28 protein-coding genes are annotated in these 24,650 nt (G+C 68.2%); 17 read left to right on the top strand and 11 right to left on the bottom strand.

Annotated features, from left to right (window positions below; genetic code table 11):
• The first annotated feature begins 76 nt into the window (after positions 1-76).
• On the top strand, positions 77-1,591 hold the full coding sequence (locus NM961_RS16090; RefSeq protein WP_255915434.1) for a fumarate hydratase: 1,515 nt from the start codon (positions 77-79) through the stop codon (positions 1,589-1,591).
• Between the two features lie 158 nt (positions 1,592-1,749).
• Here the strand turns inward: NM961_RS16090 and NM961_RS16085 are convergent, their stop codons facing one another.
• Positions 1,750-2,625 carry an alpha/beta hydrolase family protein gene (locus NM961_RS16085; RefSeq protein ID WP_255915433.1) on the bottom strand — a complete coding sequence of 292 codons (876 nt, stop codon included), beginning with the start codon at positions 2,623-2,625 and terminating at the stop codon, positions 1,750-1,752.
• Positions 2,626-2,908: 283 nt separating this feature from the next.
• Between NM961_RS16085 and NM961_RS16080 the strand changes: the two genes are divergently transcribed.
• On the top strand, positions 2,909-3,118 hold the full coding sequence (locus NM961_RS16080) for a cold-shock protein (RefSeq protein WP_255915432.1): 210 nt from the start codon (positions 2,909-2,911) through the stop codon (positions 3,116-3,118).
• A gap of 112 nt (positions 3,119-3,230) precedes the next feature.
• Complete coding sequence (locus NM961_RS16075) at positions 3,231-4,097, top strand: pirin family protein (protein ID WP_255915431.1); 867 nt, start codon at positions 3,231-3,233, stop codon at positions 4,095-4,097.
• A gap of 129 nt (positions 4,098-4,226) precedes the next feature.
• On the opposite strand, the gene NM961_RS16070 is transcribed toward NM961_RS16075, so the two are convergent.
• The 5 genes from NM961_RS16070 to NM961_RS16050 all read right to left on the bottom strand — a co-directional run bounded on the left by NM961_RS16070 (position 4,227) and on the right by NM961_RS16050 (position 10,034).
• Positions 4,227-5,096, bottom strand: coding sequence for a hypothetical protein (locus tag NM961_RS16070; RefSeq protein ID WP_255915430.1), 870 nt, complete (start codon positions 5,094-5,096; stop codon positions 4,227-4,229).
• 359 nt (positions 5,097-5,455) lie between these two features.
• Positions 5,456-6,745 carry an alpha-hydroxyketone-type quorum-sensing autoinducer synthase gene (gene cqsA / locus NM961_RS16065; protein WP_255915429.1) on the bottom strand — a complete coding sequence of 430 codons (1,290 nt, stop codon included), beginning with the start codon at positions 6,743-6,745 and terminating at the stop codon, positions 5,456-5,458.
• Between the two features lie 131 nt (positions 6,746-6,876).
• Positions 6,877-7,902: a hypothetical protein gene (locus tag NM961_RS16060; RefSeq protein ID WP_255915428.1), complete on the bottom strand. Its 1,026-nt coding sequence runs from the start codon at positions 7,900-7,902 to the stop codon at positions 6,877-6,879.
• Positions 7,902-9,224 (bottom strand): sensor histidine kinase, encoded by a 1,323-nt coding sequence (locus NM961_RS16055; protein ID WP_255915427.1) that lies wholly within the window; start codon positions 9,222-9,224, stop codon positions 7,902-7,904. The genes NM961_RS16060 and NM961_RS16055 overlap by 1 nt, the downstream gene beginning before the upstream one ends.
• 420 nt (positions 9,225-9,644) lie before the next feature.
• Positions 9,645-10,034 (bottom strand): hypothetical protein, encoded by a 390-nt coding sequence (locus NM961_RS16050; protein ID WP_255915426.1) that lies wholly within the window; start codon positions 10,032-10,034, stop codon positions 9,645-9,647.
• 302 nt (positions 10,035-10,336) lie between these two features.
• Between NM961_RS16050 and tcdA the strand changes: the two genes are divergently transcribed.
• Positions 10,337-11,128, top strand: coding sequence for a tRNA cyclic N6-threonylcarbamoyladenosine(37) synthase TcdA (tcdA, locus tag NM961_RS16045; protein WP_255915425.1), 792 nt, complete (start codon positions 10,337-10,339; stop codon positions 11,126-11,128).
• 80 nt (positions 11,129-11,208) lie between these two features.
• A complete protein-coding gene (locus NM961_RS16040) occupies positions 11,209-11,448 on the top strand; it encodes a DUF6116 family protein (RefSeq protein WP_255915424.1) in 240 nt (79 codons plus the stop codon).
• Here NM961_RS16040 and NM961_RS16035 read toward each other — a convergent pair.
• Entirely contained in the window at positions 11,429-12,208 is a 780-nt protein-coding gene (locus NM961_RS16035; protein WP_255915423.1) for a TatD family hydrolase, read from the bottom strand. The two genes, NM961_RS16040 and NM961_RS16035, sit on opposite strands and share 20 nt — an antisense overlap.
• A gap of 106 nt (positions 12,209-12,314) precedes the next feature.
• On the opposite strand from NM961_RS16035, the gene NM961_RS16030 reads away from it, so the two are divergent.
• On the top strand, positions 12,315-13,295 hold the full coding sequence (locus NM961_RS16030; protein WP_255915422.1) for a glycosyltransferase family 2 protein: 981 nt from the start codon (positions 12,315-12,317) through the stop codon (positions 13,293-13,295).
• 105 nt (positions 13,296-13,400) lie between these two features.
• On the opposite strand, the gene NM961_RS16025 is transcribed toward NM961_RS16030, so the two are convergent.
• From NM961_RS16025 to ygfZ, 4 genes are all read right to left on the bottom strand, one after another.
• Complete coding sequence (locus tag NM961_RS16025) at positions 13,401-14,585, bottom strand: magnesium transporter (protein ID WP_255915421.1); 1,185 nt, start codon at positions 14,583-14,585, stop codon at positions 13,401-13,403.
• A gap of 155 nt (positions 14,586-14,740) precedes the next feature.
• On the bottom strand, positions 14,741-15,178 hold the full coding sequence (locus tag NM961_RS16020; protein WP_255915420.1) for a cell wall hydrolase: 438 nt from the start codon (positions 15,176-15,178) through the stop codon (positions 14,741-14,743).
• Between the two features lie 491 nt (positions 15,179-15,669).
• Entirely contained in the window at positions 15,670-16,491 is an 822-nt protein-coding gene (locus NM961_RS16015) for a phosphate/phosphite/phosphonate ABC transporter substrate-binding protein (RefSeq protein WP_255915419.1), read from the bottom strand.
• A gap of 78 nt (positions 16,492-16,569) precedes the next feature.
• The gene (gene ygfZ / locus NM961_RS16010; protein WP_255915418.1) at positions 16,570-17,397 is read right to left on the bottom strand and encodes a CAF17-like 4Fe-4S cluster assembly/insertion protein YgfZ; all 828 of its coding nucleotides are present in this window, start codon (positions 17,395-17,397) and stop codon (positions 16,570-16,572) included.
• A 38-nt stretch (positions 17,398-17,435) separates the two neighbouring features.
• Here ygfZ and NM961_RS24200 point away from each other — a divergent pair, with 38 nt between their 5' ends.
• From NM961_RS24200 to lolD, 11 genes are all read left to right on the top strand, one after another.
• Complete coding sequence (locus NM961_RS24200; RefSeq protein WP_343231924.1) at positions 17,436-17,735, top strand: DUF1674 domain-containing protein; 300 nt, start codon at positions 17,436-17,438, stop codon at positions 17,733-17,735.
• A 92-nt stretch (positions 17,736-17,827) separates the two neighbouring features.
• A complete protein-coding gene (gene sdhC / locus NM961_RS16000) occupies positions 17,828-18,220 on the top strand; it encodes a succinate dehydrogenase, cytochrome b556 subunit (protein WP_439334222.1) in 393 nt (130 codons plus the stop codon).
• Positions 18,217-18,600, top strand: a complete 384-nt coding sequence (gene sdhD / locus NM961_RS15995; RefSeq protein ID WP_255915415.1) for a succinate dehydrogenase, hydrophobic membrane anchor protein — start codon at positions 18,217-18,219, stop codon at positions 18,598-18,600. Before sdhC ends, sdhD begins: the two co-directional genes overlap by 4 nt.
• Positions 18,601-18,604: 4 nt before the next feature.
• Positions 18,605-20,392 (top strand): succinate dehydrogenase flavoprotein subunit, encoded by a 1,788-nt coding sequence (gene sdhA / locus NM961_RS15990; RefSeq protein WP_255915414.1) that lies wholly within the window; start codon positions 18,605-18,607, stop codon positions 20,390-20,392.
• Between the two features lie 9 nt (positions 20,393-20,401).
• Entirely contained in the window at positions 20,402-20,752 is a 351-nt protein-coding gene (locus NM961_RS15985; protein WP_255915413.1) for an Mpo1-like protein, read from the top strand.
• Positions 20,745-21,140 (top strand): RidA family protein, encoded by a 396-nt coding sequence (locus NM961_RS15980; RefSeq protein ID WP_255915412.1) that lies wholly within the window; start codon positions 20,745-20,747, stop codon positions 21,138-21,140. Before NM961_RS15985 ends, NM961_RS15980 begins: the two co-directional genes overlap by 8 nt.
• A gap of 1 nt (position 21,141) precedes the next feature.
• On the top strand, positions 21,142-21,930 hold the full coding sequence (locus NM961_RS15975) for a succinate dehydrogenase iron-sulfur subunit (protein ID WP_255915411.1): 789 nt from the start codon (positions 21,142-21,144) through the stop codon (positions 21,928-21,930).
• A 4-nt stretch (positions 21,931-21,934) separates the two neighbouring features.
• The gene (locus NM961_RS15970) at positions 21,935-22,186 is read left to right on the top strand and encodes an FAD assembly factor SdhE (protein ID WP_255915410.1); all 252 of its coding nucleotides are present in this window, start codon (positions 21,935-21,937) and stop codon (positions 22,184-22,186) included.
• Positions 22,158-22,604 carry a protein YgfX gene (locus NM961_RS15965; RefSeq protein WP_255915409.1) on the top strand — a complete coding sequence of 149 codons (447 nt, stop codon included), beginning with the start codon at positions 22,158-22,160 and terminating at the stop codon, positions 22,602-22,604. The genes NM961_RS15970 and NM961_RS15965 overlap by 29 nt, the downstream gene beginning before the upstream one ends.
• Before the next feature lie 93 nt (positions 22,605-22,697).
• Positions 22,698-23,939, top strand: coding sequence for a lipoprotein-releasing ABC transporter permease subunit (locus NM961_RS15960; RefSeq protein WP_255915408.1), 1,242 nt, complete (start codon positions 22,698-22,700; stop codon positions 23,937-23,939).
• Entirely contained in the window at positions 23,932-24,645 is a 714-nt protein-coding gene (gene lolD, locus NM961_RS15955; protein ID WP_255915407.1) for a lipoprotein-releasing ABC transporter ATP-binding protein LolD, read from the top strand. The genes NM961_RS15960 and lolD overlap by 8 nt, the downstream gene beginning before the upstream one ends.
• The last annotated feature ends 5 nt before the right edge of the window (positions 24,646-24,650 follow it).

The following is a 24,650-nucleotide window of genomic DNA, read 5'->3' as shown; positions in this document are numbered from 1 at the left end:
AAGGTCTTATTACTCTGGAACCGTGCCGGGGCTGGCTTACAATGCGCGCCTTCTCGTCAGCAGACCGCCAGCGACCGTGAGCACGATCCAGCAGGAAGATTTCATCCAGAGCATTGCAGACGCCCTGCAGTACATCTCCTACTACCACCCGGTGGACTACATCAGGAACCTGGCCGCGGCCTACGAGCGCGAGGAATCGCCGGCGGCGCGCGATGCGATGGCGCAGATCCTGATTAATTCGCGCCTCTGCGCCGAGGGCCATCGGCCGATCTGCCAGGACACGGGCATAGTCACGGTCTTCCTCAACATCGGCATGAGCGTGCGCTGGGACGCCACGCTCGGCGTCGAGGACATGGTCAACGAAGGCGTGCGCCGCGCCTACAACCATCCGGACAACAAGCTGCGCGCCTCGGTGCTGGCCGATCCGGCGGGCAGGCGCACCAATACCCGCGACAACACGCCGGCCGTGGTCAATATGCGCGTGGTGCCGGGTGACGAGGTGGAAGTCATCGTCGCGGCCAAGGGCGGCGGCTCGGAGGCCAAGTCCAAGTTCGCCATGCTCAATCCGTCGGATTCCATCGTCGACTGGGTGCTCAAGACCGTGCCGACCATGGGCGCGGGCTGGTGTCCGCCGGGCATGCTGGGCATAGGCATAGGCGGCACGGCGGAAAAGGCCATGCTGCTGGCCAAGGAAGCGCTGATGCAGCCCATCGACATCCAGGAACTGATCGCGCGCGGCGCGTCCAACCGCGCCGAGGAATTGCGCCTGGAGCTGTACGAGAAGGTCAACGCGCTGGGCATAGGCGCCCAGGGCCTGGGCGGCCTGACCACGGTGCTGGACGTGAAGGTGCTGGACTATCCCACCCACGCGGCGAACCTGCCTGTCGCCATGATTCCCAACTGCGCGGCGACGCGGCATGCGCATTTCGTGCTGGACGGTTCCGGCCCGGTCGCGCTGGATCCGCCGTCGCTGGAGGACTGGCCCAAGCTCACCTATGACGCCTCCAAGGGCCGCCGCGTGAATCTGGACACGATCACGCGCGAGGAAGTGGCCGGCTGGAAGCCCGGCGAGACCATCCTGCTCAACGGCAAGCTGCTGACCGGCCGCGACGCCGCGCACAAGCGCATGGTCGACATGCTCAACAAGGGCGAGAAGCTGCCGGTGGATTTCGCCAACCGCTTCATCTACTACGTCGGCCCGGTCGATCCGGTGCGCGACGAAGTGGTCGGCCCGGCCGGCCCGACCACGGCCACGCGCATGGACAAGTTCACTCGCCAGATGCTGGAACAGACCGGCCTGCTCGGCATGGTCGGCAAGTCCGAGCGCGGTCCCGCCGCGATCAGCGCGATCCGCGACAACAAGGCGGTGTATCTGATGGCGGTCGGCGGTGCGGCCTATCTCGTCTCCAAGGCGATCAAGGCTGCGCGCGTGCTCGCGTTCGAGGACCTGGGCATGGAGGCGATCTACGAATTCGAGGTCAAGGACATGCCGGTGACGGTGGCGGTGGATTCTGCCGGCAGCTCGGTGCACGAGACCGGACCGCGGGAATGGCAGACGCGCATCGGCAAGATCCCGGTCGTGGTTGCCTGATTTTCTGTACCTGCGGCAATGGCGCCGCGGCAGCTGCCGCGGCGTCGTGTGATTTTCCCGTACGGGCTTGCCGGTGAAACGCTGTGTTTGCGGCGCGGGATGCGGTAGCGCTGCGGGTTTTCCGGGCAGGAAGCCGTGCGGCGGGTCTGCTCCCGCCGCTAGCCCTCCAGTCTGTCGATCCAGTCCATCAGCGGACGCACCACCGGCAGCGGATCGCGCATCCAGTCGAAATGCCCGGCCTTGCCGCCGGCGAACGCGGCATCGCCGAGTTCGATCTGGCTCAGGCGCAGCTGCGGCAGCTTGGCCAGCAGGTGTTGCAGCGAGCCGCGCGGCGCGTAGCTGTCGCTGGCCAGGCTCAGGGCAAGGGCCGGCTGGGTGAGCTGGCGCAGGGCGTGTTCCAGATCGGCGGTCACGCGCTGCGGGCGGTAGTCGCCGCTCCAGGCGCTGCGCGCCCAGTCACGCATCACGCCGCGGGCTTCGCGGCCGCCGAAGCCGATGCGGTCGCCCGGGAAATGGCCGCACAGCGCGCCAAGGCTGCGGAAGCCGGCAATCGCCGCGAGCAGGCCGAGCTTGTGCACACCGGGAAAACCGCGCCACCACGGCTGGCCGCTGCCGACGATGATGTAGCCGGCATAGTCCTGCGGTGCCTGCGTCAGGGCCAGCGCGGCGAGCTGGGCGCCCAGGCTGTGGCCGCCGATCAGCCAGCGCGTAGCGTGTCCGGCCTGGGCCAGCGCGGTGCGGCTGGCGGCGATGTCGCCAAGAAGTTCAGCATAGCCCCAGTCGCTGCGGCGGCCGGCGCGACGGTTGCTGGATTCATGTCCGCGCCATTCGTGCAGCGCCACAGCACAGCCGCGTTCGGCCAGGGCCGTGGCGAAATGGCGGTATTTGCGGGCAGGCACGCCCAGGGCGGGCAGCCAGAGCAGGCCCGGGCGGGCGCTGCTGCCGCGCCACAGGGACAGCTCGGCCTGGTGGCCGTCGGCGCTGGCGACGGACAGGGTCAGCGGCGCCGGCGGCGCGGTCGGGGTATCGGGCATTGGCCGATGGTAGCCGGCCGCGGCCGCCACGGGCAGGGCGAGAATGGCCAGCCCGGCGGCGGGGCGCCGGGCCGCCGCGGTCGAGTCCGGTCGGTCGCGGTTCAGACACTGTCGATTTTGTTAAAAAGCTTAAGTAGACTGGTCGCGCTGTGTTTGCACGGTCTGAATGTCTGACCCGATGCCAGCCTATCGGTTGATTCGCGTCATCGCTTTGTCTTGAGCCCTGCAACCAGTAAGCCGACGGCCCCGCGCCGTCTATGTTTCAAGCTTGGGAGAGCGTTTCATGTCGGATCGTGAGGTTGGTACCGTCAAGTGGTTCAACGATGCCAAGGGGTTTGGCTTCATTGCCCGTGAGAACGGCCAGGATGTCTTCGTGCATTTCCGCGCCATCCAGGGCAATGGATTCAAGAGTCTGCAGGAAGGCCAGAAGGTGAGCTTCAAGGTGGTGCAGGGCCAGAAGGGCCTGCAGGCCGACGAAGTCAGCCCGCTCTGATCAAGCGACGGCCGTTGCAAGTGGGGAGTCCGGACGCCACGAAGCAATTCGTGGCGTTTTTCATTTCCGCGCCGCGCCATTCCGGCCGCGGCGCCTGCCCGGGGCCGCAGGCATGAACGACAGCGTCATCCGCATAACGCCGCGCATCCATGACATAGGCGGCGGCCTGATCGTGCGCCGCGCCCTGCCGCATCAGCTGGCGCGCTCGGTCGGTCCCTTCGTCTTCGTCGACGAATTCGGCCCGCTGCAGGTGGCGCCGGGCCGCGGCACCGACGTGCGGCCGCATCCGCATATCGGCCTGGCCACGGTGACGTATCTGCTGGCCGGCCGCATGGTGCATCGCGACAGCCTGGGCACGGTGCAGGAGATCCGCCCGGGCGACATCAACCTGATGAGCGCCGGCCGCGGCATCGTCCATTCCGAGCGCGGCACCGACGAGGCCCACGCCCAGGGCCAATACCTGCATGGTCTGCAGACCTGGCTCGCGCTGCCGCAGGAGCAGCAGGAAAGCGCACCCTGGTTCCGCCATTACCCCGGCGCCGGCCTGCCGCGTTCGCAACTGCCCGGCGCCCGGCTGCAGGTGCTGATCGGCACGGCCTTCGGCCTGGAATCGCCGGTGGCCGCGCCGGCGCCGACGCTTTACGTGCTGATCGAACTCGACGCCGGCGCCAGCCTGGTGCTGGATGCGGACTACGCCGAGCGCGCGCTGTATGTGATCGAAGGCGAGATCGACGTCGACGACAGCGTGCTCGCGCGCAACGAGCTGGGCGTGCTGACGCCCGCCAGCGACCGCTTCACCGCGCGCAGCGACAGCCGCGTCGTACTGCTCGGCGGCGCGCCGCTGGATGGCCCGCGCCTGCTGTGGTGGAACTTCGTCGCCTCCAGCCGCGAGCGCATAGAACAGGCCAAGGAGGACTGGGCGCAGCAGCGCTTCCCGTCCGTGCCGGGCGAGACGGAGTTCATTCCGCTGCCAGGGTAATGGGAGCCGGGATTGGTTATTCGGATTCGGGATTTGCCGGAGCCGCCCAGCTGCGTTGCCGGGACCGCACGAAAACACGAACGATCGCGAAACCGCGCTTCCGCAAATCCCGAATAGCCAATCCCCGCCCTAATACGGCGGCTGCGCCAAGTTGCCCGGCAGCGTGGTGAAAATTCCGTCCAGATTGATGCCGCCCTGCACCGCGCCGGCGCCTATCCACACCGTCTCCAGCACGCCGCTGGCGCAGCCGGGACTGGCCGGCGGGCAGTCCTGCAAGCTGCGCGCGTGGGCGGCGACGAAGTGATTGGGATTGCCGCCGCGCGGCCAGGCCAGCAGGTAGTACTCGCCGGCCGGAATATTGCCGATGTGGTAACTGGGATTGTTTTCCGCGCTGATCACGCACCAGTTGCCGGAACTGCGGGGCCGCACAGGTACGGCGCAGACCAGCATGGCCGGCAGGGTCTTGCCGGGAAAGCTCACCTTGCCGCCGACCGCGCCGTGGGCGGCGTCGACGCCGTCGCGGCGGCGCCGTTGCAGATCCGCCGGCGCGGCTTCGCAGGCCAGTTCCGCCGCGCCGTCCTCGCGTTCGCCCAGGCGCAGGCTGAGGCCGTCGCCCAGGTTCAGGCGGTAGTACTCGGCGCCTTCGGGTTCAAATACGCCGCGCAGGCTTTTCTGCGCGGCGTCGCGCGCGTTGTTCAGGCTGGCGCGCAGTACGCTGGTCGCGACATGGCCGCGGGCTGCCGATTCGTGCAGCGAGAATTCCCGCAGCGGCAGGCCGAACAGCTTGAGCGGCACGCGCGGTTCGCATTGCAGGTCGACGGCGGCGCCGCGGCGATGGCTGCGGCACTGCGCCTGACTGGTGTACCGCGCTTCCTGCACTGCGACGGCTTCGTTCAGGGCCAGCGCATCGCGGCAGGCGAGCAAAGCTTCCAGTGCGGCCGGCTGCGCCAGCAGCGGCGGTGCGAACAGGATGGATACGGCGAACAGCAGGCGACGCATGGCAGGGCTCCGCGCAAATCAGGATCGCAATATACGCGGCGCGGGCCGCGGTGCGCGATTGCTGCGTGGGCGGCGGTGTGGGCGGATTTTCGCCAGCGATGCGCAGCGCAGCTTTTGTACCGTGCGCGCATCGGCGGCGTGGACAGGATTGTGGTCTGCAGCGGGCGCGCAGCCTGTGCGATGGCGAAGCAGTTTCGGCATCCGGCGCGCGCCGGGAGATCGGCGCGAAGCGTGGCGGGCGATCCGCGGCAGCGAATCTCGGGCGTGCTCCGCACCGCGCGGGACCGCCGGCAGCGCAGGCATCGCCGCAGGAACAAGGCGGCCTTGCGGCCGCCTTGGTTCGTATTGCAGGACTGCGGTCAGGCCACTTCGCCCAGTGCCGGCGGCTTGGCCACATTGCGGCGTTCGCGCCGGCTCGCGCTCCATTCGGCCAGATCGACCTTGTCGCGCAGGCGGGTGCAGGCGGCGATAAGGCGGTTCACCGCATCGTCGTCCAGGCCGGCGTGCAAGGTCAGGCGCAGCAGGGCGCGGTTCTTGGCCGTGGCCGGCGCGCAGAAGATCGCGCCGAATACGTTCTCCGCCTCGAACGCATCGCGCACGCGCATGACCGCGGCTTCGCTGCCTACTTCCAGTGCGATGATCTGCTCCGTGCCCGAACCGATCGGATAACCCAGTTCGGTCAGCGCCTCGCGTACGCGCCGCGTCACGTGCTGCAGGCGTGCGCGGCGCCAGCCTTCGCGCTGGATCACGCGGTGCGAGGCCTCGATGCCGGCCAGCTCCGGCGGCAGCAGGGTGGAGGAGAAGATCGCCGGCATGGATTCAAACGCGAAATACGGCTTGAAACGCCGGCTGCAACTGATCAGCCCCGCGCGCGCGCAGTAGGCCTTGGCCAGGCTGGCGGTGACGAAATGCACCTTGTCGTTGAGGCCGAGGTTGGCCACCAGGCCTTCGCCGTGTACGCCGTGCGTGCCCAGCGAATGCGATTCGTCGACGATGAACACGCCGCCGCGGCGCTGCACCACGTCGGCGAAATCCGCCAGCGGGCATACGCTGCCGTTGGTGCTGTAGATCGAGTCCACCAGCACCACGCCGGGGCCGTGGCGCAGCATCTGCCGTTCCAGGTACTCCGGATCGTTGTGGTAGATGGGCACCGCCTGCGCGCCGGCGGCCTTGACGCCTTCCCACAGCGAGGCATGCGCGAGCATGTCGACGTAGACCGGCGTGCGTTCGCCGGCCAGCGTCTGAACCAGGCCGACATTGGCCACATAGCCCGACTGGCACAGGATGGTTTCCTCGCTGCCCAGGGCCAGGGCCAGCTCGCGTTCGATCACGTGCAGCGGATCGTCGTCCTGCTGCAGGAACAGGCCGGACATCATCGCGCCGTTGCCGGCATTGAGCAGGGCCTCGCGCTGCGCCGCGACGATGTCGGCATGGCGCGTGATGGCGAGGTAGTCGTTGCTTTGCAGCATCAGCGCCGAGGGACCGGGCTTGAGGCCGCGCAGGATGTGGCGTCCTTCCCAGCAGGCGGCGACGCGCTCGTTGTGGAAGCGTTCGACGCGCTGGCGGGCGAACTCGGGCAGTTCCGGGGAACGCGCCGGCAGCAGCTTGGTGAAGGACGGGGTAACGACGGACGGGAAGGAAATACTCATGATTGCAAACCTCTCACGGGAGTTATGGACCAAGCCATCCCTGGCTGGCTGCGGTTTCTGTGCCGCAGCGGGACGACCGGTCCGGCCGTGGGCCGGTCGGAATCGAGAGGTTTGCGGTACTGCTTCGTGGCCTAGCCCGCGCGTGGCGGAACGTCCAGACTGTCCTGTTCGCGCAGCCAGCTTCGGTAGGATTTCACGTGAGCCAGCTGCAGCGGTTCGAGATGATCGATGAGGCTGAAGTAGTAGCAGGTTTCGCCCTGTACCGGTGTGGCCGGAAACAGGTTGGCGGCAGGGTCGGCGATCTGCGGGCTGTAGTAGCCGCCGCTGGACCAGAACCAGGGCAGGGCGCTGCCCGAACGCAGTGCGCGCAGCAGGGTGTCGGGCGCGCCGCGGTCCTCGGCGATATCGTGCTGTTCGCGCAGGTCGTCGTCGGTCTGCACCAGCAGGAAGCGGCCCACGCCCCAGGCGTCGAGCATCAGCACGCCGGTGGGATTGCAGACCACGTACGACTCGATCGGCTGGAACGTGGCGACCACGGAATCGAATACCGCGCGGAAGGCCGGATCGCGCAGGAAAGCGAAGCGGCCCATGGCCAGGGCCTCGGCGACGAAGGCGCCGGCGCGCTCGAAATAGCGCTGCTGCAGTTCGCGTATGGCGATCTGCAGCTTGGCCATGGCCTGCGGATCGCTCTTGCGGATGAAGCGGTCGATGACGCCGGAATTGAAGGCTTCGATCGCCACCGAATCCTCCGCCCGGCCGGTCAGCAGGATTTTTCCGATCAGTGGATTGTTCAGCCGCTTGCAGAATGTGACACCGTCCATTTCCGGCATGAAGTAGTCGACCACCAGCACCGAAACCTCGGAAAAGCGCTCCGGGTCATAGACAATGCGGTGGATGGAGTCCACATCAAGGGCGACCAGTTCCTGGGTCTGCGAAGGGCGGTCCTTCCAGCGGTAGAGCCAGCCTCCGCCGGGCACCGGCCGGCTGCCGGCGCTGCCGAGCGCGGCCAGGGCCATGCGCGGCGAGCTGAACGGCCGCAGGTGCAGCATGGGATCGAGCATCAGCGGCACTACGTCGAGGTATTCCTCGTGGTCGTCGACCAGCACCGTCGTGGTCGGGAAGTAGAACGGCGGGATCGCGGCGGAACCGGCTAGCATCAGGATTCCCTCGGCGTCAGGTCCGGAAAGACGATCGTGAACTCGGTGAATTCGCCGAACGTGGATCGGCAGATGATCGACGCGCCCATGCGCTCCAGCGCCATGCGCACGAACGACAGGCCGACGCCCAGGCCGGTGCTGTAGTCGGTGGCGCTGGAATAGAAACGTTCAAAGATATGCGGCAGTACGTCCGGTGGAATGCCCGGACCGGTATCGTGGCAGACCACGCGCTGTCCTCCCTCGTCGGCGTGTACGCTCAGTACGATACTACCTTTGCCCGCGCGTCCGGTGTGGAATAAGGAATTTTTTATCAGGTTGAACAGCACGTGGACCAGCAGCAGGCGCGAGCCGTTGAACTGGAAATCGTCGCCGACGCCCAGGCTCACGCGGCTGCGTTCGTGCTGCGAGCCGAACGGATAGCGTTCCAGCGCCTCCTGCACGCAGTCGCGCGCGGAAACCGGCTCCAGCTGCAGCGCGCCTATGGGCCGCGCCGCGACCAGCAGCATGTCGATCACGGTGTTGGCGTGCTCGACTTCGCGGCCTATGGTGTCCATCGCCTTGCCCAGGCGGCCCAGCTGCGATTCGCGCAGCTCAGGCACATCCAGCCGGGCCTGTACCGCCTTGCGGTGAGACTCGGCCAGCAGCGGCAGGAAGCGGTCCACCGCCTGGGTGGCGATACGCACCGAGGCCAGCGGCGTGCGCAGTTCGTGCGCGATGTTGTTGGTCGCGGCGATGATGGCGTCGATGCGCGCCTGGTTGCTCATGCTGTGGGAAATACTGAACACCGAGCCCGAGATCAGCGCGAAGGCCCACACCGGCGAATAGGCCAGCAGCGCCTGGGTGGCCAGCGGCTGCGCCGGCGCCAGTGCATAGGCGATCACCGCCAGCAGCGTGCCGACGATGCCGGTGACGATGAAGCTGCCCATGTCGAACAGCATCACCATCAGGAACACCGAGATCAGGTGCGACAGCAGCCAGGCCACGGTCGCGCCGTTCTGCAGCAGCATGTAGGAAAAGAAGAACGGCAGGGCGAAGGTCATCGCCAGGTACCAGTACAGCGGCAGCCAGGCGCGCAGCCGGCTCGGCCATTGGCTGACCAGCATCAGCGGCAGGAACAGCAGCGAGCCGAACAGGCGCAGGCCCAGGCTTTCGTAGGGCTGGGGCAGCAGCTTGGCCCAGACGAGGTAATAGGTCGGGAAGCCGAATACGCCCAGGGCGCCCATCCAGCGCATCTTGGGCTCGGAATAGCGCGCACGGGTGAAGATGGCTGTCTGCAAGCGGCGCCAGGCGCGCTTGAGATGCCACCAGGCCAGTCGCGACATTCCGTTGACGCGGCGGCTCACAGTCTGAAAGGCGTCGCTGGTGTTCATCTGCGCCGGGCTGTTCGTCGTGGGCCGATCGTACCTGCATACGATGGGGTAGCGGCTTCGATACTAGTGGAATTGCGCAGCCGTGGGCGAGTGTGCCGCGACGGCGCAAACGTTGCGTATTGCAAGAATCGCGGCAGGGCGCCGCCGGCCGCGGCGACGGCGGCGCGGCAAGCCCGCGGGAACGCTGCGGTAGCCGGTGCGCCTGGCGCCGGGCGTTGTGAGATCGGGCGATGACGCCGCAGGAGGCCGGTACGATGGCACCGCGGCGGGCGACGCCTGGACGGCGGTGAGCTGTTCCCCGGCGGCACGTCGCGCGCTGCCGGCGCGGCCTCTGCCGGCAGGTACGGACGGCAGAGGCCGCCGGCAGCGCACTCAGCGGTAGTCGCGGTGGCAGTTCTGGCAGGCCTCGGCTACCTGCTGCAGCGGCGCGTCCAGCGCCTTGCAGTCGGCTGGCGGCGCGGCGGCGTAGCCGCCGGCGAGCGCGACGAAGCGGCGGGCCTGGTCGTGGTAGTCCGGTGCGAAGCCGGGCTGCGAAGGGCCGATGTCTGCGCCGATCTGGGCCAGGCGCTGCCAGTGCGGCGCCGTGGCCGCGGCCTGGCAATTGCCGGCGCGCTGCAGCCGGCGCAGTTCGCCCAGGTGATGCTGCATCACCGCCATCACCCCGCGCGGCCAGGCATTGCGCTGGCGCAGGGCATTGGCGGCGCTGAAGGCGGCAAGGGCGCCGACAAGCAGGCCGGCCAAGAGGATCAGGACAGAGCGCATGGGGGTGAGGTGGGGATTCGAGATTCGGGACTGAGGGCGGTGCAGTTGCGTGAGCCGGAGCCGCTGCCGGCCTGCGGCCGCTGGCTCCCCCGGCTCCCTGAGAGTGGTTCGTTCCTGCGAGAGTCGGCGATTCTACGGATGGGCGGCTGGAACCGGAACCGAAGGTTGGGATCTGTGCCGCTCCGGATCTTGACCCGGCCCCATGATCCGGGCGCGGATCGCCAGTCCTGATCGGCTCCCGGGAGGGCTGACTTTCGATCCCGCCTTTCGAATCCCGAATCCCGACCCGCTACAATTCCCCCATGTCCGATGAAATTTACTCGGCCCGCTTCGGCGGCGTCGATCGTCTGTATGGGCGCGGCACGGCGCAGCGGCTGGCCCAGGCCCACGTCGCCGTGGTCGGGGTGGGCGGAGTGGGTTCCTGGAGCGTCGAGGCGCTGGCGCGCAGCGGCGTGGGGCGGCTGACCCTGATCGACGCCGACGATGTCTGCGTATCCAACACCAATCGTCAATTGCATGCGCTGGAGGGCAATTTCGGCCGCGCCAAGGTCGAGGTGCTGGCCGAGCGCGCGCGGGCGATCAATCCCGCCATCCAGGTTGCCGCGGTGCCCAGCTTCGTCACGCCGTCCAACCTGGAGGAACTGCTGGGGGGCGGCTTCGACGCGGTGCTGGACGCCTGCGACAGCTTCCGCGTCAAGGTTGAGCTGATCGCCTGGTGCCGGCGGCGCAAGCAGCCGCTGGTCGTGGTCGGCTCCGCCGGCGGCCGCGTGGATGCCACGCGCATCCAGGTGCGCGACCTGTCGCGTACCGAGCACGATGCGCTGCTGTCGCTGATCCGCAAGAAACTGCGCCAGGATTTCGGCTTCCCGCGCAACCGCGACCGCTATTTCAGCGTGCCGGCGGTCTTTTCGCTGGAGAACGTGCGCTATCCCCAGGCCGACGGCACGGTCTGCGGCACGCGCCCGGCCGGCGCGGCCGAGGGCTTCCGCCTGGATTGCGGCGCCGGCCTGGGCGCGGCCATGCACGTCACGGCGGCCTTCGGCATGGTTGCCGCCGGCAAGGTGATCGAACGGCTGCTCGCCCGCGAACAATGATTTACGATTGCGGCCGCTTGTGCCGGCCATCGCCGTACCCATCTTGGGCGGTGTCGTCTTCTGCGGGGGAGCCGCTGACCATGTCCGCTTCGGTGCGTTCGTTCCTGTTCGGTCCGCTGCTGGCCTACGCGGGCAAGTTGCGCTTTCCGCGCCTGCTCGCGCTGACCGCCGGCCTGTTCCTGGTGGACCTGGTCGTGCCGGATTTCATCCCCTTCGCCGACGAGATCCTGCTCGCCCTGGCCACGCTGGCGCTGGCGCGCTGGAAGAAGCGGCGCGAGCCGCAGCCGCTGGACGGCGAGTTCAAGCCGGCGCGAGATTGAACAGCCGCCGCGCGTTGTCGCGCGTGGCCGCGGCGATCTCCTCGCGCGGCTCCGGGCGCAGTTCGGCGACCAGATCCAGCACCGCGGCCACGCTGGCCGGTTCGTTGCGCTGGCCGCGTTCTGCGGCCAGCGGCTGGTCCGGCGCATCGCTTTCCAGCAGCAGTTGCTGCAGCGGCATCTGCGCCACCACCCGGCGCAGGCGCAGCGCCCGCGCATAGCTCAGCGGGCCGCCTATGCCCAGGCAGAATCCCAGTTTCCACAATTGCGCAGCCTGTTCCTCGCTGCCGCCGTAGCTGTGCACCACGCCGCGCAGACCGCCGATCTCGCGCACCGTGTGTATCACTTCCTCCACCGCGCGGCGTGCATGCACGATCAGCGGCAGGGAGAATTCCCGCGCCAGTTCCAGCTGGGCGCGGAAATGCCGGCGCTGGGTTCCCACGTCCAGGCTCTCGATGAAATAGTCCAGGCCGCATTCGCCGACCGCGACCGCATCGCCGGCGGCGAGGAAATCGCGCAGCCGGGCATGGTCCTCGTCGCGATGATCGGCCAGGTAGACCGGATGCAGGCCATAGGCCGGGTAGAGCCCCGGCGTGTCCGCGCAGAGCCGGCGCAGCGCCGGCCAGTCCGCCGCGCGTATGGCCGGGATCACCTGCGCGTGGACGCCGGCGGCGCGGGCGCGGGCGACGACATCGGCGCGGTCGGCGTCGAATTCCGGCGCGTCCAGGTGGCAGTGGCTGTCGATCAGTTCGAGGACGCTCATGGCCCAAGTCTGGCCGCGCGCCGCGGCGCCAGGCAAGCCCGGGCGTGGCTCGGGCCGGCGGCGCGACCTGCTAGACTCGCGCGTCTTTCCTGTTCCGCGCGCCGGCATGACCCCGCCACCGTTTTCCGCAAGCATTCTGCTGCTGGCCTGGCGTTCGGCCGAGACCATCGCCGCCGCGATCGACGGCGCACTGGCGCAGACCGTGCCCTGCGAGATCATCATTTCCGACGATTCCTCGCCGGACGACACTTTCGCCATCGCCCAGCGCCATGTGGCCGGCTACAGCGGCCCGCACCGGGTCACGGTGCGGCGCACCGAGCGCAATCTCGGCCTGGGCGGGCATCTGAGCGAACTGCTGGCCATCGCCGGCGGCGAGATCATCGTCTACATGGCCGGCGACGACATCTCGCGGCCGCAGCGCGTGGCGCGCTGTCTTGCGGCGTTTTCTGAAAATCCCGATGTGTACATAGTCGGTTCCTGCGTGGACGAGATCGACGCCCAGGGCCGGCCGCTGCGCGCCGGCGTGCGGCATATGCCGGCGCAGTTCGACCTGGCCTATTTCGCCCGCGCCGGCAAGCTGGTCACCTTGCTCGGCGCCTCGGTCGCCTACCGGCGCGAGCTGTACACGCGCTTCGGGCCCATCGATGCCATGGTCGAGGACAACATCCTCAGCCTGCGCGCGGCCCTGCTGGGCCGCGGCCTGTGCCTGGACGAGGTGCTGATCGACTACCGCGTCCACGCCGACAGCCTGGGCGCCTGGGTGTTCGCCCGCGGCGACGATTCGCCGCAGCGTTTCCGCCGCCGCTACGAACGTACGGTGCGCATGTACCGGGAGATCGCGGCGGACCTGCAGCGCGCGCTGGAAGGTCCGCTGCAACTGGACCCCGCGCGCCGCCGCCTGGCGCTGCAGCTGGTGCAGATGTATCGCATAGAAGCCGATGCGCGCGCGGCGATCCTGGACCGGCCGCGGCGCGAATGGCTGGGCCCGATCTGGCGCGGTCTGCGTCAGCCTGGCCTGCGCCGCAAAAGCGCCGAGCGCGCGCTCAAGCTGCTGCTGCCGCGGCGCTGGTTCGGCCTGCGCAGCTGAAGTAGCGGCCGCCGCCGCGCTGAAATCCAGCGCGGAAATTCACCGGCGAGGCAAGGCGCGCGAGACCGCCGCACGCTGCCTTTGCGAATCCCCAATCCCGGGTCCTCACGCCACCAGCCAGGCCGCCATCCCCAGAAACATGCCCATGCTGACGACATCCGTCGCCGTGGTCAGGAAGATGCTGGAGGCAGTGGCCGGATCCGCGCCCAGGCGCTTGAGTACCAGCGGCACAGCCGCGCCGGCCATGCCGGAGACCGCGCAGCTCGCGGCCATGGCGGCCAGCGTGATCAGGCCCAGGGTCAGCGGTTGGGGATGGTTCTGCATATGCGCCATCACTACCATGGCGATGCCGGCGACCAGGCCGGTCAGGGTGCCGTTGATCAGGCCCAGCCAGGCCTCCTTGGCCATCAGCGCGCCGGCCTGGGAGGCGCGCACTTCGCCCAGGGTCATGCCGCGCAGGGTCACCGCCAGCGACTGGCAGCCGGTATTGCTGCACTGGCCCGACAGCACGGGTATGAAGATGGCCAGCAGCACGATGCGGTTGACCGTGTCCTGGAACAGGCCGACCGTGGCCGCGGCGATGAAGGCGGTGAACAGGTTGAGCTGCAGCCAGGGATGGCGGAACTTGAGCGAGCGCAGCCACGGTGTCGCGGCGCGTTCCTCTTTCTCCACACCGACCATGGCGCCGGCCTGGGCGCTTATCTCGAAGGCCTGCTGCTCGAACAGCACCGAGCCGCGCACCACGCCGATCAGGCGGCCTTCGCTGTCGCAGACCGGATAGACCGGATAGTGCCGCGTAACCACGGCATGCATGGCGTCGATCAGGTCCATGTCGCCGCGCAGCGAGAACGGCTCGCGCAGCATGACTTCGGCCAGGGTGTCGTCGGGATTGGCGAACAGCAGCTCGCGGAAGGCGACCACGCCGATCAGGCGGTCCTGCTTGTCCAGCACATAGAGGTAGGTGATCAGGCTTTGCTTGACCGCCTCGCGCAGCGTTTCCACGGCTTCGTGTATGCGCGTGCCCGGCGCGAACACGGCGTTGGGCGCTTCCATCAGCCGGCCCACGCTCGACTCGGGCCAGGCTACGTCTTCCAGCCACTGCTCGCCGGCCTGGTCGGCGGCGGCGATGCGTTCGCGCCGGGTCGGCGGGAATTCCTCAAGTATCTCCACTGCCTGGCCCGGATTGAGGCGCGCCAGCACGGCGGCTATCTGGGCGTCGTCGCAGTCGTGCAGGGCGTCGGCGGCGCCCCGCGGATCCAGCTCGCGCACACGTTGGTACAGCGCTTCCATCGGCCCGGTCTGCCCGCGTCTAAAGCTGCGATGCTAGCGGACGGGGCGGCAAACCGGGAGAGGGGATCGGGCGGGGATTCGGGATTGGTCAGAGCGGGGCGGTGCTTTTCGCGACTCCCGAATCACCAATCCCTGCGCAGCGCATCGCGCTGCGCTCAGTTCAGGGCGTAGAAGCGGTGAGGTCCGATCACCGCGACCGGGCGGCCCAGCGCCCAGCTCTGCTGCTCGGCGTAGTTGGCGACGAAATGGCTCGCGCCGGGAGCAACGCGGATGCGCAGGTTTTCCGGCAGCAGCCAGATGCTGCGCGCGCTGCTCGCGATGGCCCAGGACTTTGTCCACGCTTCCAGATTGTCCATTTCGTAATTTTTGCTGGTAATGGACAAGGCAAATTGGCGCTTGGCCTTGAGCACCTCGCACAGGCTGTCGCCCCAGCGTCCCTGGTCGAGGCGGTGCAGGCCGACCTCGGCCACCGCCATCTGGCCGCGGGTGGATTCGCTGCGGGCTTCCAGATAGATGGTGGCTGCCAGACAGGTCTGGTCGGCGATAGGCTGTGGCATGACCGTAGTCATCCAGAGCAACAGGCCCAGCTTCATGCTCATACCTCCGTGCACACGTGCCGGCGCGCAGCGGATCGGATGACCATGGCTGAGCGGGGATCGCGATGTCGGTTGCGCCGCGCGTTCGTGTCCTGGCGGCGTGGCCGTGCCGGTGCGCATTCCTGGGCAGTGGACGCCCGCGCTGGCTTACGGCCGGTTGATCAAGCCGCCGCCCACCGGGCTGCGGCGCTTTACCAGGACGGCCAGCCGAGCAGGGCTCCGGCCGTCAAAAACCGCGCGATCCGAATGACTTCCGGTTCGCGTGATCTGGTCTTCGGGCCTCCAGGCCCGATTCTGGGGTGCGGGAATGGCGACCCGCCGGGATTCGTGGAGCGCACCCTAGCCGGCAAACGCGGTGCTGTCAAACCCGCGGGGCGGGCGTTAACACGGAGCTAACATCCTGGTTCAGCGGTCGTTTTGCCGCCGTTACCGTGTACTTTTTCCAGTTTTTCCGCTTGTGCAGAATGTATGCCGTGGCGCGATGCTGCTCACTGGTAGCCGTAGAAGTCCTTGAGCATGACTTCCGCGCCCTTGTAGTCGGCCGCGCTGGCACCGACGAACTTGGAGATGCCCAGCTCCAGCAGCAGATTGGACATGGCCGGATCCTGGTCCAGCTTGAGCAGGGCTTCGGCGACCTTGTTGCGCACCGCCTCGGGCACGGTCGGGGCGGCCAGGATGGCAGCGCCGGCGAATTCCACCGAGGTCTTGACCGGGGTGAGGTTGGGGTACTGGTCCTTGAGCCACGTCGGCACCATGGCTGCCTCGGCTTCGCCGGCGAACACGGCTTCGACCGCGTCGCGCCAGGAAGCGGCGGAGGATTCGATGTCCGGCTGCTGGATGGGGTTGGGGTAGAAGCCCAGCAGCAGGGCGTAGCCCAGGCTGGGCGCGCCCATGCAGACGATCTTGCGCCCGACCAGGGCCTCTATGCCCTTGTCCTGCAGATCGACATTGGTGACCAGGGTATAGCTCTGCCGCTCGGCCGTGCGCACCAGCGGCACGAACTGGAAGCGGGCGATGCGGTAGTCGGCGAGGTGGGCCTCGTCCAGCGAGAAATCGAATTTCTCGTTGGCGCGCAGGTCACGCCAGTAGAAGTGATAGTTCTTCGGGGTTACCAGGGTGATCTTTTCGCCGCTGGCCTTGGCGATGTAGTCGACCAGAGGCTTGTAGACCTCGGCCGCCTTCTGCGGCCCGTAGACGGGCTCGACCACGAAGGTGTAGTCGGCCCGGGCGGGCAGACAGCCCAGTGCGGACAGGGACAGGACGCAGGCCAGCAGACGCTGCCGCCACGTGGTCAGCCGAGCTTGGGACATGCCGCATCTCCCCTGTGAAGCCCTGATAGCGGAATAGTCTTGAGTATATGCGATCTTCTGGCGTTATTTTGACGTGATTTATTGCTCTGCGGCGCGCTGCCAGGGCGCTGCGGCGACCTGGCAGGCCTGGCCGTTCTCCGTGGACAGGGTGCTGCCTGGCGCTGCGTGCTCGCGCTTGACCACGGCCAGGGCGCGCCAGCCGCCGTCGCTGCGTGAAACACGCTGCAGCAGCAGCCCGGCCTCGGCCCCGGCGGGGTCGCGCAGCAGGCCGTCCGGCCCTGGCTCGACCGTGCCTTCCACCACGGCCAGCACGCGCTTGTCGCCGCCGCCGCGGAAATGCAGGCGGGCGACGATCTCCTGGCCGGGATAGCAGCCCTTGGCATGGCTGATGGCGCCCAGTCGGGCGAATTCCAGCCACGAGGGCAGGGCCTGTTCCAGCGCGGCTTCGGGTAGCCAGGGCAGGCCGGCATCGATGTCGCGCGCGGCGGTTTCCTGCGCGCCGATGCGGCCTGGCGCCGCCGCCTGCGGCGATTGCAGCAGCAGGCGGCGCGTGCCGCCGGGCAGGGGCAGGGCCCAGGACTCGCCGGCGTCCTCGTCCGGCGCCAGCTCGTGCCAGCGCCAGCCGTCAAGCGCGGCCACCTGCACCTTCAGGCGCAGCACGAACATGCGCAGCGGCGCGATGACGGGGGCCGCGGTGCCGCCGCGCAGCAGCAGCAGGTAGCGTTCCTCGCCGGCGCGCAGCAGGTGGAACATGCGGCGCACGCGGCCTTGCGGATTGAGCCAGGCGCTGAGCTGGCTGGCGCCGGGAGCGAGGCCGCTCACGTCGTTGCAGAACTGGGCCTGGGCGAATTTCTCCGCATCGGCGCCGTTGAGTTCGATCAGCTCGGCAGGGCTGGATAGGGTCACGCGGCAGGTCCTCGAAGCGTAGTCGCCGAGTATCGCAAATGGCGGCGGCCGGCGGCCGCCGCGAGGCGACTTTGGTCGCAGCGCGGGCCTGCCGCGGCCTCTTGTGCGCCGCGCAAGGGTTGTCAGTTCTACCTGCCGGCGCTAACCTTCGCGCCGCTTCAAGACCTATGCCCGAATCCACTTCCCAGCCAGTTCCGCCCGATCGCGCCGTGCCCGAGCCCAGTGCTCCCGCACCGGCGGACGCCCAGTCGCGTCCGCGCGAAATAGGCGGCCGCCAGGGGCCGGAGCCGACCCGCTACGGCGACTGGGAGAAGAATGGGCGTTGCATCGATTTCTGACGACGCGGTCGCGGCTCCGGGCCGCGCACTGTCCGCCTGAGGTTGCTGTGGCGCCGGATCCGGAATCCCGGTTGGCGTAAAGGATGGCGACCATGCCCCAGGCGAGACCTCTTTCACCCCATCTGCAGATCTACCGTTGGCAGATCCAGATGGTGACCTCCATCGTTCACCGCGCCACGGGCATCGCGCTCGCCGCCGGCACCGTTCTGCTGGTCTGCCTGCTGGCCGGCCTGGCCGCCGGCCCCGAGGCCTACGCCAAGGTGCAGGCCTGTGCCGCTTCGCTGCTTGGCCAGATCCTGCTGTTCGGCTGGACCTGGTCGCTGGCCTTCCATCTGTTGAACGGCCTGCGCCACCTGCTCGAAGACACCGGCCGCGGCTACGCGATCAAGTCCTTCGTCATGACCGGCTGGATCGTGGTGATCGGCTCGCTGGTGCTGACCGCCCTGGTCTGGGCCTGCGTGCTGCTGCAGCGGGGTGGCGCATGAGCCAGCTGCGCACACCGCTCAAGACCGTCCGCGGCCTCGGTTCCGCCCGCGGCGGCACCCATCATTTCGTCGTCCAGCGCATCACCGCCGTGGCCCTGGTGCCGCTGTCGCTGTGGTTCGTCTGGATCGCGCTGAGCCTGATCCATCTCGACTACGCCGGCGCGCGCGCGCTGATCGCGCAGCCCTGCAACGCGGTGCTGCTGGCGGCCTTCGTGCTCGCCGTGTTCTGGCATGCCCAGCTCGGCCTGCAGGTGGTGATCGAGGATTACGTGCACACGCCGGGCCTGGAGATCGCCTCCCAGCTCGCGGTGAAATTCCTCGCCGTGCTCGGCGCCCTGGCCAGCCTGCTGGCGATCGGCCGCATCGCCTTCGGAAGCTGACCTCATGCAAAGCTACAAGATCCAGCAGCACAAGTATGACGTGGTCGTGGTCGGCGCCGGCGGCGCGGGCCTGCGCGCCACCTTCGGCATGGCCGCCAAGGGCCTCAACACCGCCTGCATCACCAAGGTATTCCCGACCCGCTCGCACACGGTCGCGGCGCAGGGCGGCATGTCGGCCGCGCTGGCCAACATGGGCGAGGACGACTGGCGCTTCCACTTCTACGACACCATCAAGGGGTCGGACTGGCTGGGCGACCAGGACGCCATCGAATACATGTGCCGCGAGGCGATTCCGGCCGTGATCGAGCTGGAACACTACGGTGTGCCGTTCTCGCGCACCGAGGAAGGCAAGATCTACCAGCGCCCGTTCGGCGGCATGACCACGCACTACGGCAAGGGCACCGCCCAGCGCACCTGCGCCGCGGCCGACCGTACCGGCCACGCCATCCTGCATACGCTCTACCAGCAGTCGCTCAAGCACGATGCGCGTTTCTACATCGAGTATTTCGCGCTGGACCTGATCATGGATGCCGACGGCGTCTGCCGCGGCGTGATCGCGCTGGACATGGCCGAGGGCACGCTGCACCTGTTCCGCGCCCATGCCGTGGTGCTGGCCACCGGCGGCTACGGCCGCGCCTATTTCTCGGCCACCTCGGCGCATACCTGCACCGGCGACGGCGGCGGCATGGTGCTGCGTGCCGGCCTGCCGCTGCAGGACATGGAATTCGTGCAGTTTCATCCCACCGGCATCTACGGCGCCGGCTGCCTGATTACCGAGGGCGTGCGCGGCGAAGGCGGCTATCTGACCAATTCCAAGGGCGAGCGCTTCATGGAGCGCTACGCGCCCAACGCCAAGGACCTGGCTTCGCGCGACGTGGTCTCGCGCGCGATGACCATTGAGATCCGCGAAGGCCGCGGCGTCGGCCCGAATGCGGACCATATCCACCTCAACCTGATGCACCTGGGCCCCGGCGTCATCAACGAGAAGCTGCCGGGCATCGCCGAGAGCGCGCACATCTTCGCCGGCGTGGACGTGGCCAAGCAGCCCATCCCGGTGATCCCGACCGTGCACTACAACATGGGCGGCATCCCGACCAACTACCACGGCGAAGTCGTGCGCAAGCTCGGCGACGATCCGGATGCGGTCGTGCCCGGGCTGTTCGCCATCGGCGAGGCGGCCTGCGTATCGGTGCACGGCGCCAACCGCCTGGGCTCCAATTCGCTGCTGGATCTGGTCGTGTTCGGCCGCGCCGCCGCCAACCGCGCGGCGGAGATCATCAAGCCGGGCGCGCCGCACAAGGACATGCCGGCCTCGGCCTGCGATGCCGCCCTGGCGAATTTCGACAAGCTGCGCCATGCCAACGGCAGCCAGTCCACCGCGCAGATCCGCGCCAACATGCAGGCGGTGATGCAGAAAGATGCCGCGGTGTTCCGCACCGGCAGCACGCTGAAGGAAGGCTGCGTCAACATCAGCAAGACCTTCGACTCCTTCGCCGACGTGAAGGTCACCGACCGCTCGCTGGTATGGAACTCGGACCTGATCGAGACGCTGGAGCTGCAGAACCTGCTCGGCCAGGCCGTCGCCACCATGTATTCGGCGGAAAACCGCCCGGAAAGCCGCGGCGCGCACGCGCGCGAGGATTTCCCGGACCGCGACGACACGAACTGGCAGAAGCACACCCTGGTCAATGTCGACGACAAGGGCAAGGTCGCGTTCGACTACCGCCCGGTGCATATGTACACAATGACCGGCGATGTCGACGTGGTTCCGCCCAAGCCGCGTGTGTACTGAGGCACGACGATGGCGCGCGAAGGCGGCCTGATTGCCTGGCAATGGCGCGGCTACGCGGACAACCACCGCGACCGGGTCAACCTGCTGCTGCATTTCGTGGCGGTACCGGCCTTCATCGCCGGTGCGCTGGCCGGTCTGCGCCTGCTGTTCCTGGGCCAGTGGCTGGCGGCCGGTCTCGCGCTGCTGCTGGCTGTAGTCGCATTCGGCGTGCAGGGCATAGGCCACAAGCGCGAAGCCGTCGCGCCGGTGCCGTTCGACGGTCCGGCGGATTTCATCGGCCGCGTGCTGGTGGAACAGTTCATCACCTTCCCGCGCTTCGTGCTGAGCGGGCAGTGGGCGAGGAACTTCGCCCGTGGCTGAATTGCGCCCCATCCGCCCCGCCGACGTCGCCGCGCCCGTGGGCAACTACGTGCATGGCCTGGGCGTGCCGCCCGGTCGCGAGCTGGTCTTCGTCAGCGGGCAGATTCCCACGCTCGCCGACGGCAGCGTGCCGGCCGACTTCGACGCCCAGTGCCGCGCGGTATGGCGCAACATCATCGCGACGCTGCAGGCCGCCGGCCTGGACGCGAGCGACCTGGTCAAAGTGACGACCTTCCTTACCTCGCGCGATCACGCCGCCCGCAACAGCGTGATCCGGCGCGAAGTGCTTGGTTCCCACCAGCCCGCCCTGACGGTGATCGTGGCGCAGACGCTGGATCCTGCCTGGCTGCTAGAAATCGAGGCGATCGCCGCCTCCCGGAGTCCGTAACATGGCTGAGTTCACACTGCCCAAGAATTCCGTGGTCAAGAAGGGCAAGCACTTCCCCGCGCCGGCCGGCGCGAGCAAGGTGCGCACCTTCAAGGTCTACCGCTGGAATCCGGACGACGGCCAGAACCCGCGCGTGGATACTTACGACGTCGACATGGCCAGCTGCGGCCCCATGGTTCTGGACGCGCTGATCAAGATCAAGAACGAGATCGACCCGACGCTGACTTTCCGCCGCTCCTGCCGCGAAGGCATCTGCGGCTCCTGCGCCATGAACATCGACGGCACGAACACGCTGGCCTGCACCAAGGCGGTCAGCGACTGCTCGGCCAAGGATGTGCCGATCTATCCGCTGCCGCACATGAACGTGGTCAAGGACCTGGTGCCGGACCTGACCCACTTCTACGCCCAGTACGCCTCGATCAAGCCCTGGATCCGCACCCAGAGCGCGCCGCCGCCGGATGCCGAGCGCCTCCAGTCCAAGGAAGACCGCGCCAAGCTGGATGGCCTGTACGAGTGCATCCTGTGCGCCTGCTGCTCGACCTCGTGCCCCAGCTACTGGTGGAACGGCGACCGCTACCTCGGCCCGGCCATCCTGCTGCAGGCCTATCGCTGGATCATCGACAGCCGCGACGAGGACACCGGCGCGCGCCTGGACGACCTGGAAGATCCGTTCCGCCTGTACCGCTGCCACACCATCATGAACTGCGCGCGCACCTGTCCCAAGGGCCTGAACCCGGCCAAGGCCATCGCCGAGATCAAGAAACTGATGGTGCTGCGCCAGGGCGCCTGAGGCGGTGTCCGACGAACGCCTGATCGCGCGGCTGCGCTGGCGCTGCCGCCGCGGCACGCGCGAGCTGGACGCGCTGGTCGGCTGGTGGCTGGATACGCGCTATGCCGCGGCCGGCGCCGCGCAGCAGGCCGCCTTCGCCGACCTGCTGGAAGTGCAGGACCCTGACCTGTGGAACTGGCTGGTCGGGCGCGGGACGGCACCGCGCGCGGACTGGCAGGCCATCGTTGATGAAATCCGCGGCCGCGATCACGTTTGAACGGCGGCCGTCCTGGCTGCTGGCGCTGAGCCTGGCGCTGCTGACCGGGCTGGCGCTGAGCGCGGTCTGGTCCAGCGGCCTGCGCGAGCACCCCGAAGCCGCGGGCCTGGTGTCGCTGCTCTGCCTGATCCTGCTGCTGCGCCAGTTGCGCGGCCAGTTCGTCTCGCGCTGGCGCCGCGCCGCCTGGGACAGCGCCGGCAATTGGCAGCTGCTGGATACGCATTCCACGGTGCTGCCGGTGCAGCTGACGGCCTGGCACGCGCTGGGCCTGTGCCTGCTGTTGCGCCTGCGCAGCGCTGCCGGCGAGCGGGCGAACCTGGTGCTGCTGCCGGACAATCTGGATGCCGACACCCGCCGCCGCCTGCGCGTACGCCTGCAACAGACCTCGGCCGCCGCGGCCGTCCCGCCGCTGAACTGATTTGCCGCGCGCCTTGCGCCGCTGCCGCGCGTATTGCACTCTCGCGCGGATTTCCGGTCTGAACCCCGCTCCCAAGGATTGCATACCCCGGCCATGTTCCGACCGCTAGAACTGTTCATCGGCCTGCGCTACACCCGGGCCAAGCGCCGCAATCATTTCATCTCCTTCATCTCGCTGGTCTCCATGGCCGGCATCGCCCTGGGCGTGACCGCGCTGATCGTGGTGATCTCGGTCATGAACGGCTTCGACAACGAACTGCGCACGCGCATCCTGGGCATGGTTTCCCACGCGACCATCAGCAGCGTCGACGGCAGCATGAGCGACTGGAGCGGGGCGCAGAAGAAGGCCGAAGCCAATCCGCACGTGCTCGGCGCCGCGCCCTTCATCGAGCGCGAGGGCATGCTGCAGGCCGAGCGCGTGAGCGGCGCCATCGTGCGCGGCGTGCTGCCGGACCAGGAGCCCAAGGTTTCCGAAGTCCATCACAAGATGAAGGCCGGCAAGCTGGAAGACCTGGTCGCCGGCGGCTACGGCATCGTGCTGGGGCGCGAGCTGTCCTACAAGCTGGGCGTGGACGTGGGCGACCAGGTGGTGGTCTACGCGCCGGAGATACGCGCCACGCCGGTGGGCGCAGTGCCGCGGCTCAAGCGCTTCACCGTGGTCGGTATCTTCGAGATCGGCATGGAGGAATACGACGCGGGCCTGGCCATCGTGCACCTGGCCGACGCCCAGCGCCTGTACCAGACCGACGGCCCCGACGGCCTGCGCCTGAAACTGGACGACCTGTTCAAGGCCTTCAGCGTCGCGCGCAGCCTGTCGCAGGAACTGGGCAATTTCTACCGCGTGCGCGACTGGATGCAGGGCCATGCCAACTTCTTCAAGGCCATCGCCATGGAGAAGCGGGTGATGTTCATGATCCTCTCGCTGATCGTCGCCGTGGCCGCGTTCAATCTGGTCTCCACCCTGGTCATGCTGGTGCAGGACAAGCAGGCCGACATCGCCATCCTGCGCACCCTGGGCGCCAGTCCGCGCAGCATCATGGGCGTGTTCATGGTGCAGGGCGTGGTGGTCGGCGTCATCGGCATCGCCCTGGGCACGTTCTTCGGCGTACTGCTGGCGACCAATCTCGAAGCCATCGTCAAGTACATTGAAAAAACGTTCGAGATTTCAGTGCTTCCCTCGGACGTGTACTACATCAGCGACCTGCCTTCGGACATGCACTGGGACGATGTGGGCCTGATCGCGCTGCTGGGCTTCGTATTCTCCCTGCTGGCCACGCTCTATCCGGCCTGGCGCGCGGCGCGCACCCAGCCGGCGGCGGCGCTGCGCTATGAATAAGGCTGCCCCGACCATGTCCGACAGCACCGTGCTGCGTGCCAGCAATCTCGCCAAGACCTACCAGGAAGGCGCGCTGCGCACCGAGGTGCTGGCCAACCTGAGCTTCTCGCTGCAGCGCGGCGAGACGCTGGCGATCGTCGGCGCCTCCGGCTCCGGCAAGAGCACCCTGCTGCATATCCTGGGCGGGCTGGACACGCCCAGCAGCGGCGAGGTCGAGGTCGCCGGCCAGCGCATGTCGGCCCTGTCCGACCGCGCCCGCGGCGAACTGCGCAACCGCGCGCTCGGCTTCATCTACCAGTTCCACCACCTGCTGCCGGAATTCACCGCGCTGGAAAACGTCTGCATGCCGCTGCTGATCCGCGGCACGCCTATCCCGCGGGCGCGCGAGCAGGCGGCAGCGCTGTTGCAGCGCGTAGGCCTGGGCCAGCGCCTGGAGCACAAGCCCGGCGAGATGTCCGGCGGCGAACGCCAGCGCTGCGCCGTCGCCCGCGCCCTGGTCACGCGGCCGGCCTGCGTGCTCGGCGACGAACCCACCGGCAATCTGGACGAGAAGAACGCAGCCCAGGTCTATGCGCTGATGCTGGAACTCAATCGCGAGGTCGGCACCAGCTTCGTGCTGGTCACGCACGATCGCGGACTGGCGCGGCGCATGGATCGCGTGCTGGAGCTGCACGGCGGCAGGCTCGTCGCGCCGGAGCAGGGCTGAAGCGC

Origin of the sequence: Tahibacter harae (genome assembly GCF_024437735.1) — a bacterium.
In the GTDB taxonomy this organism is placed as follows: Bacteria; Pseudomonadota; Gammaproteobacteria; order Xanthomonadales; family Rhodanobacteraceae; genus Tahibacter; species Tahibacter harae.
This window is presented reverse-complemented; position numbering and strand designations above follow the sequence as displayed.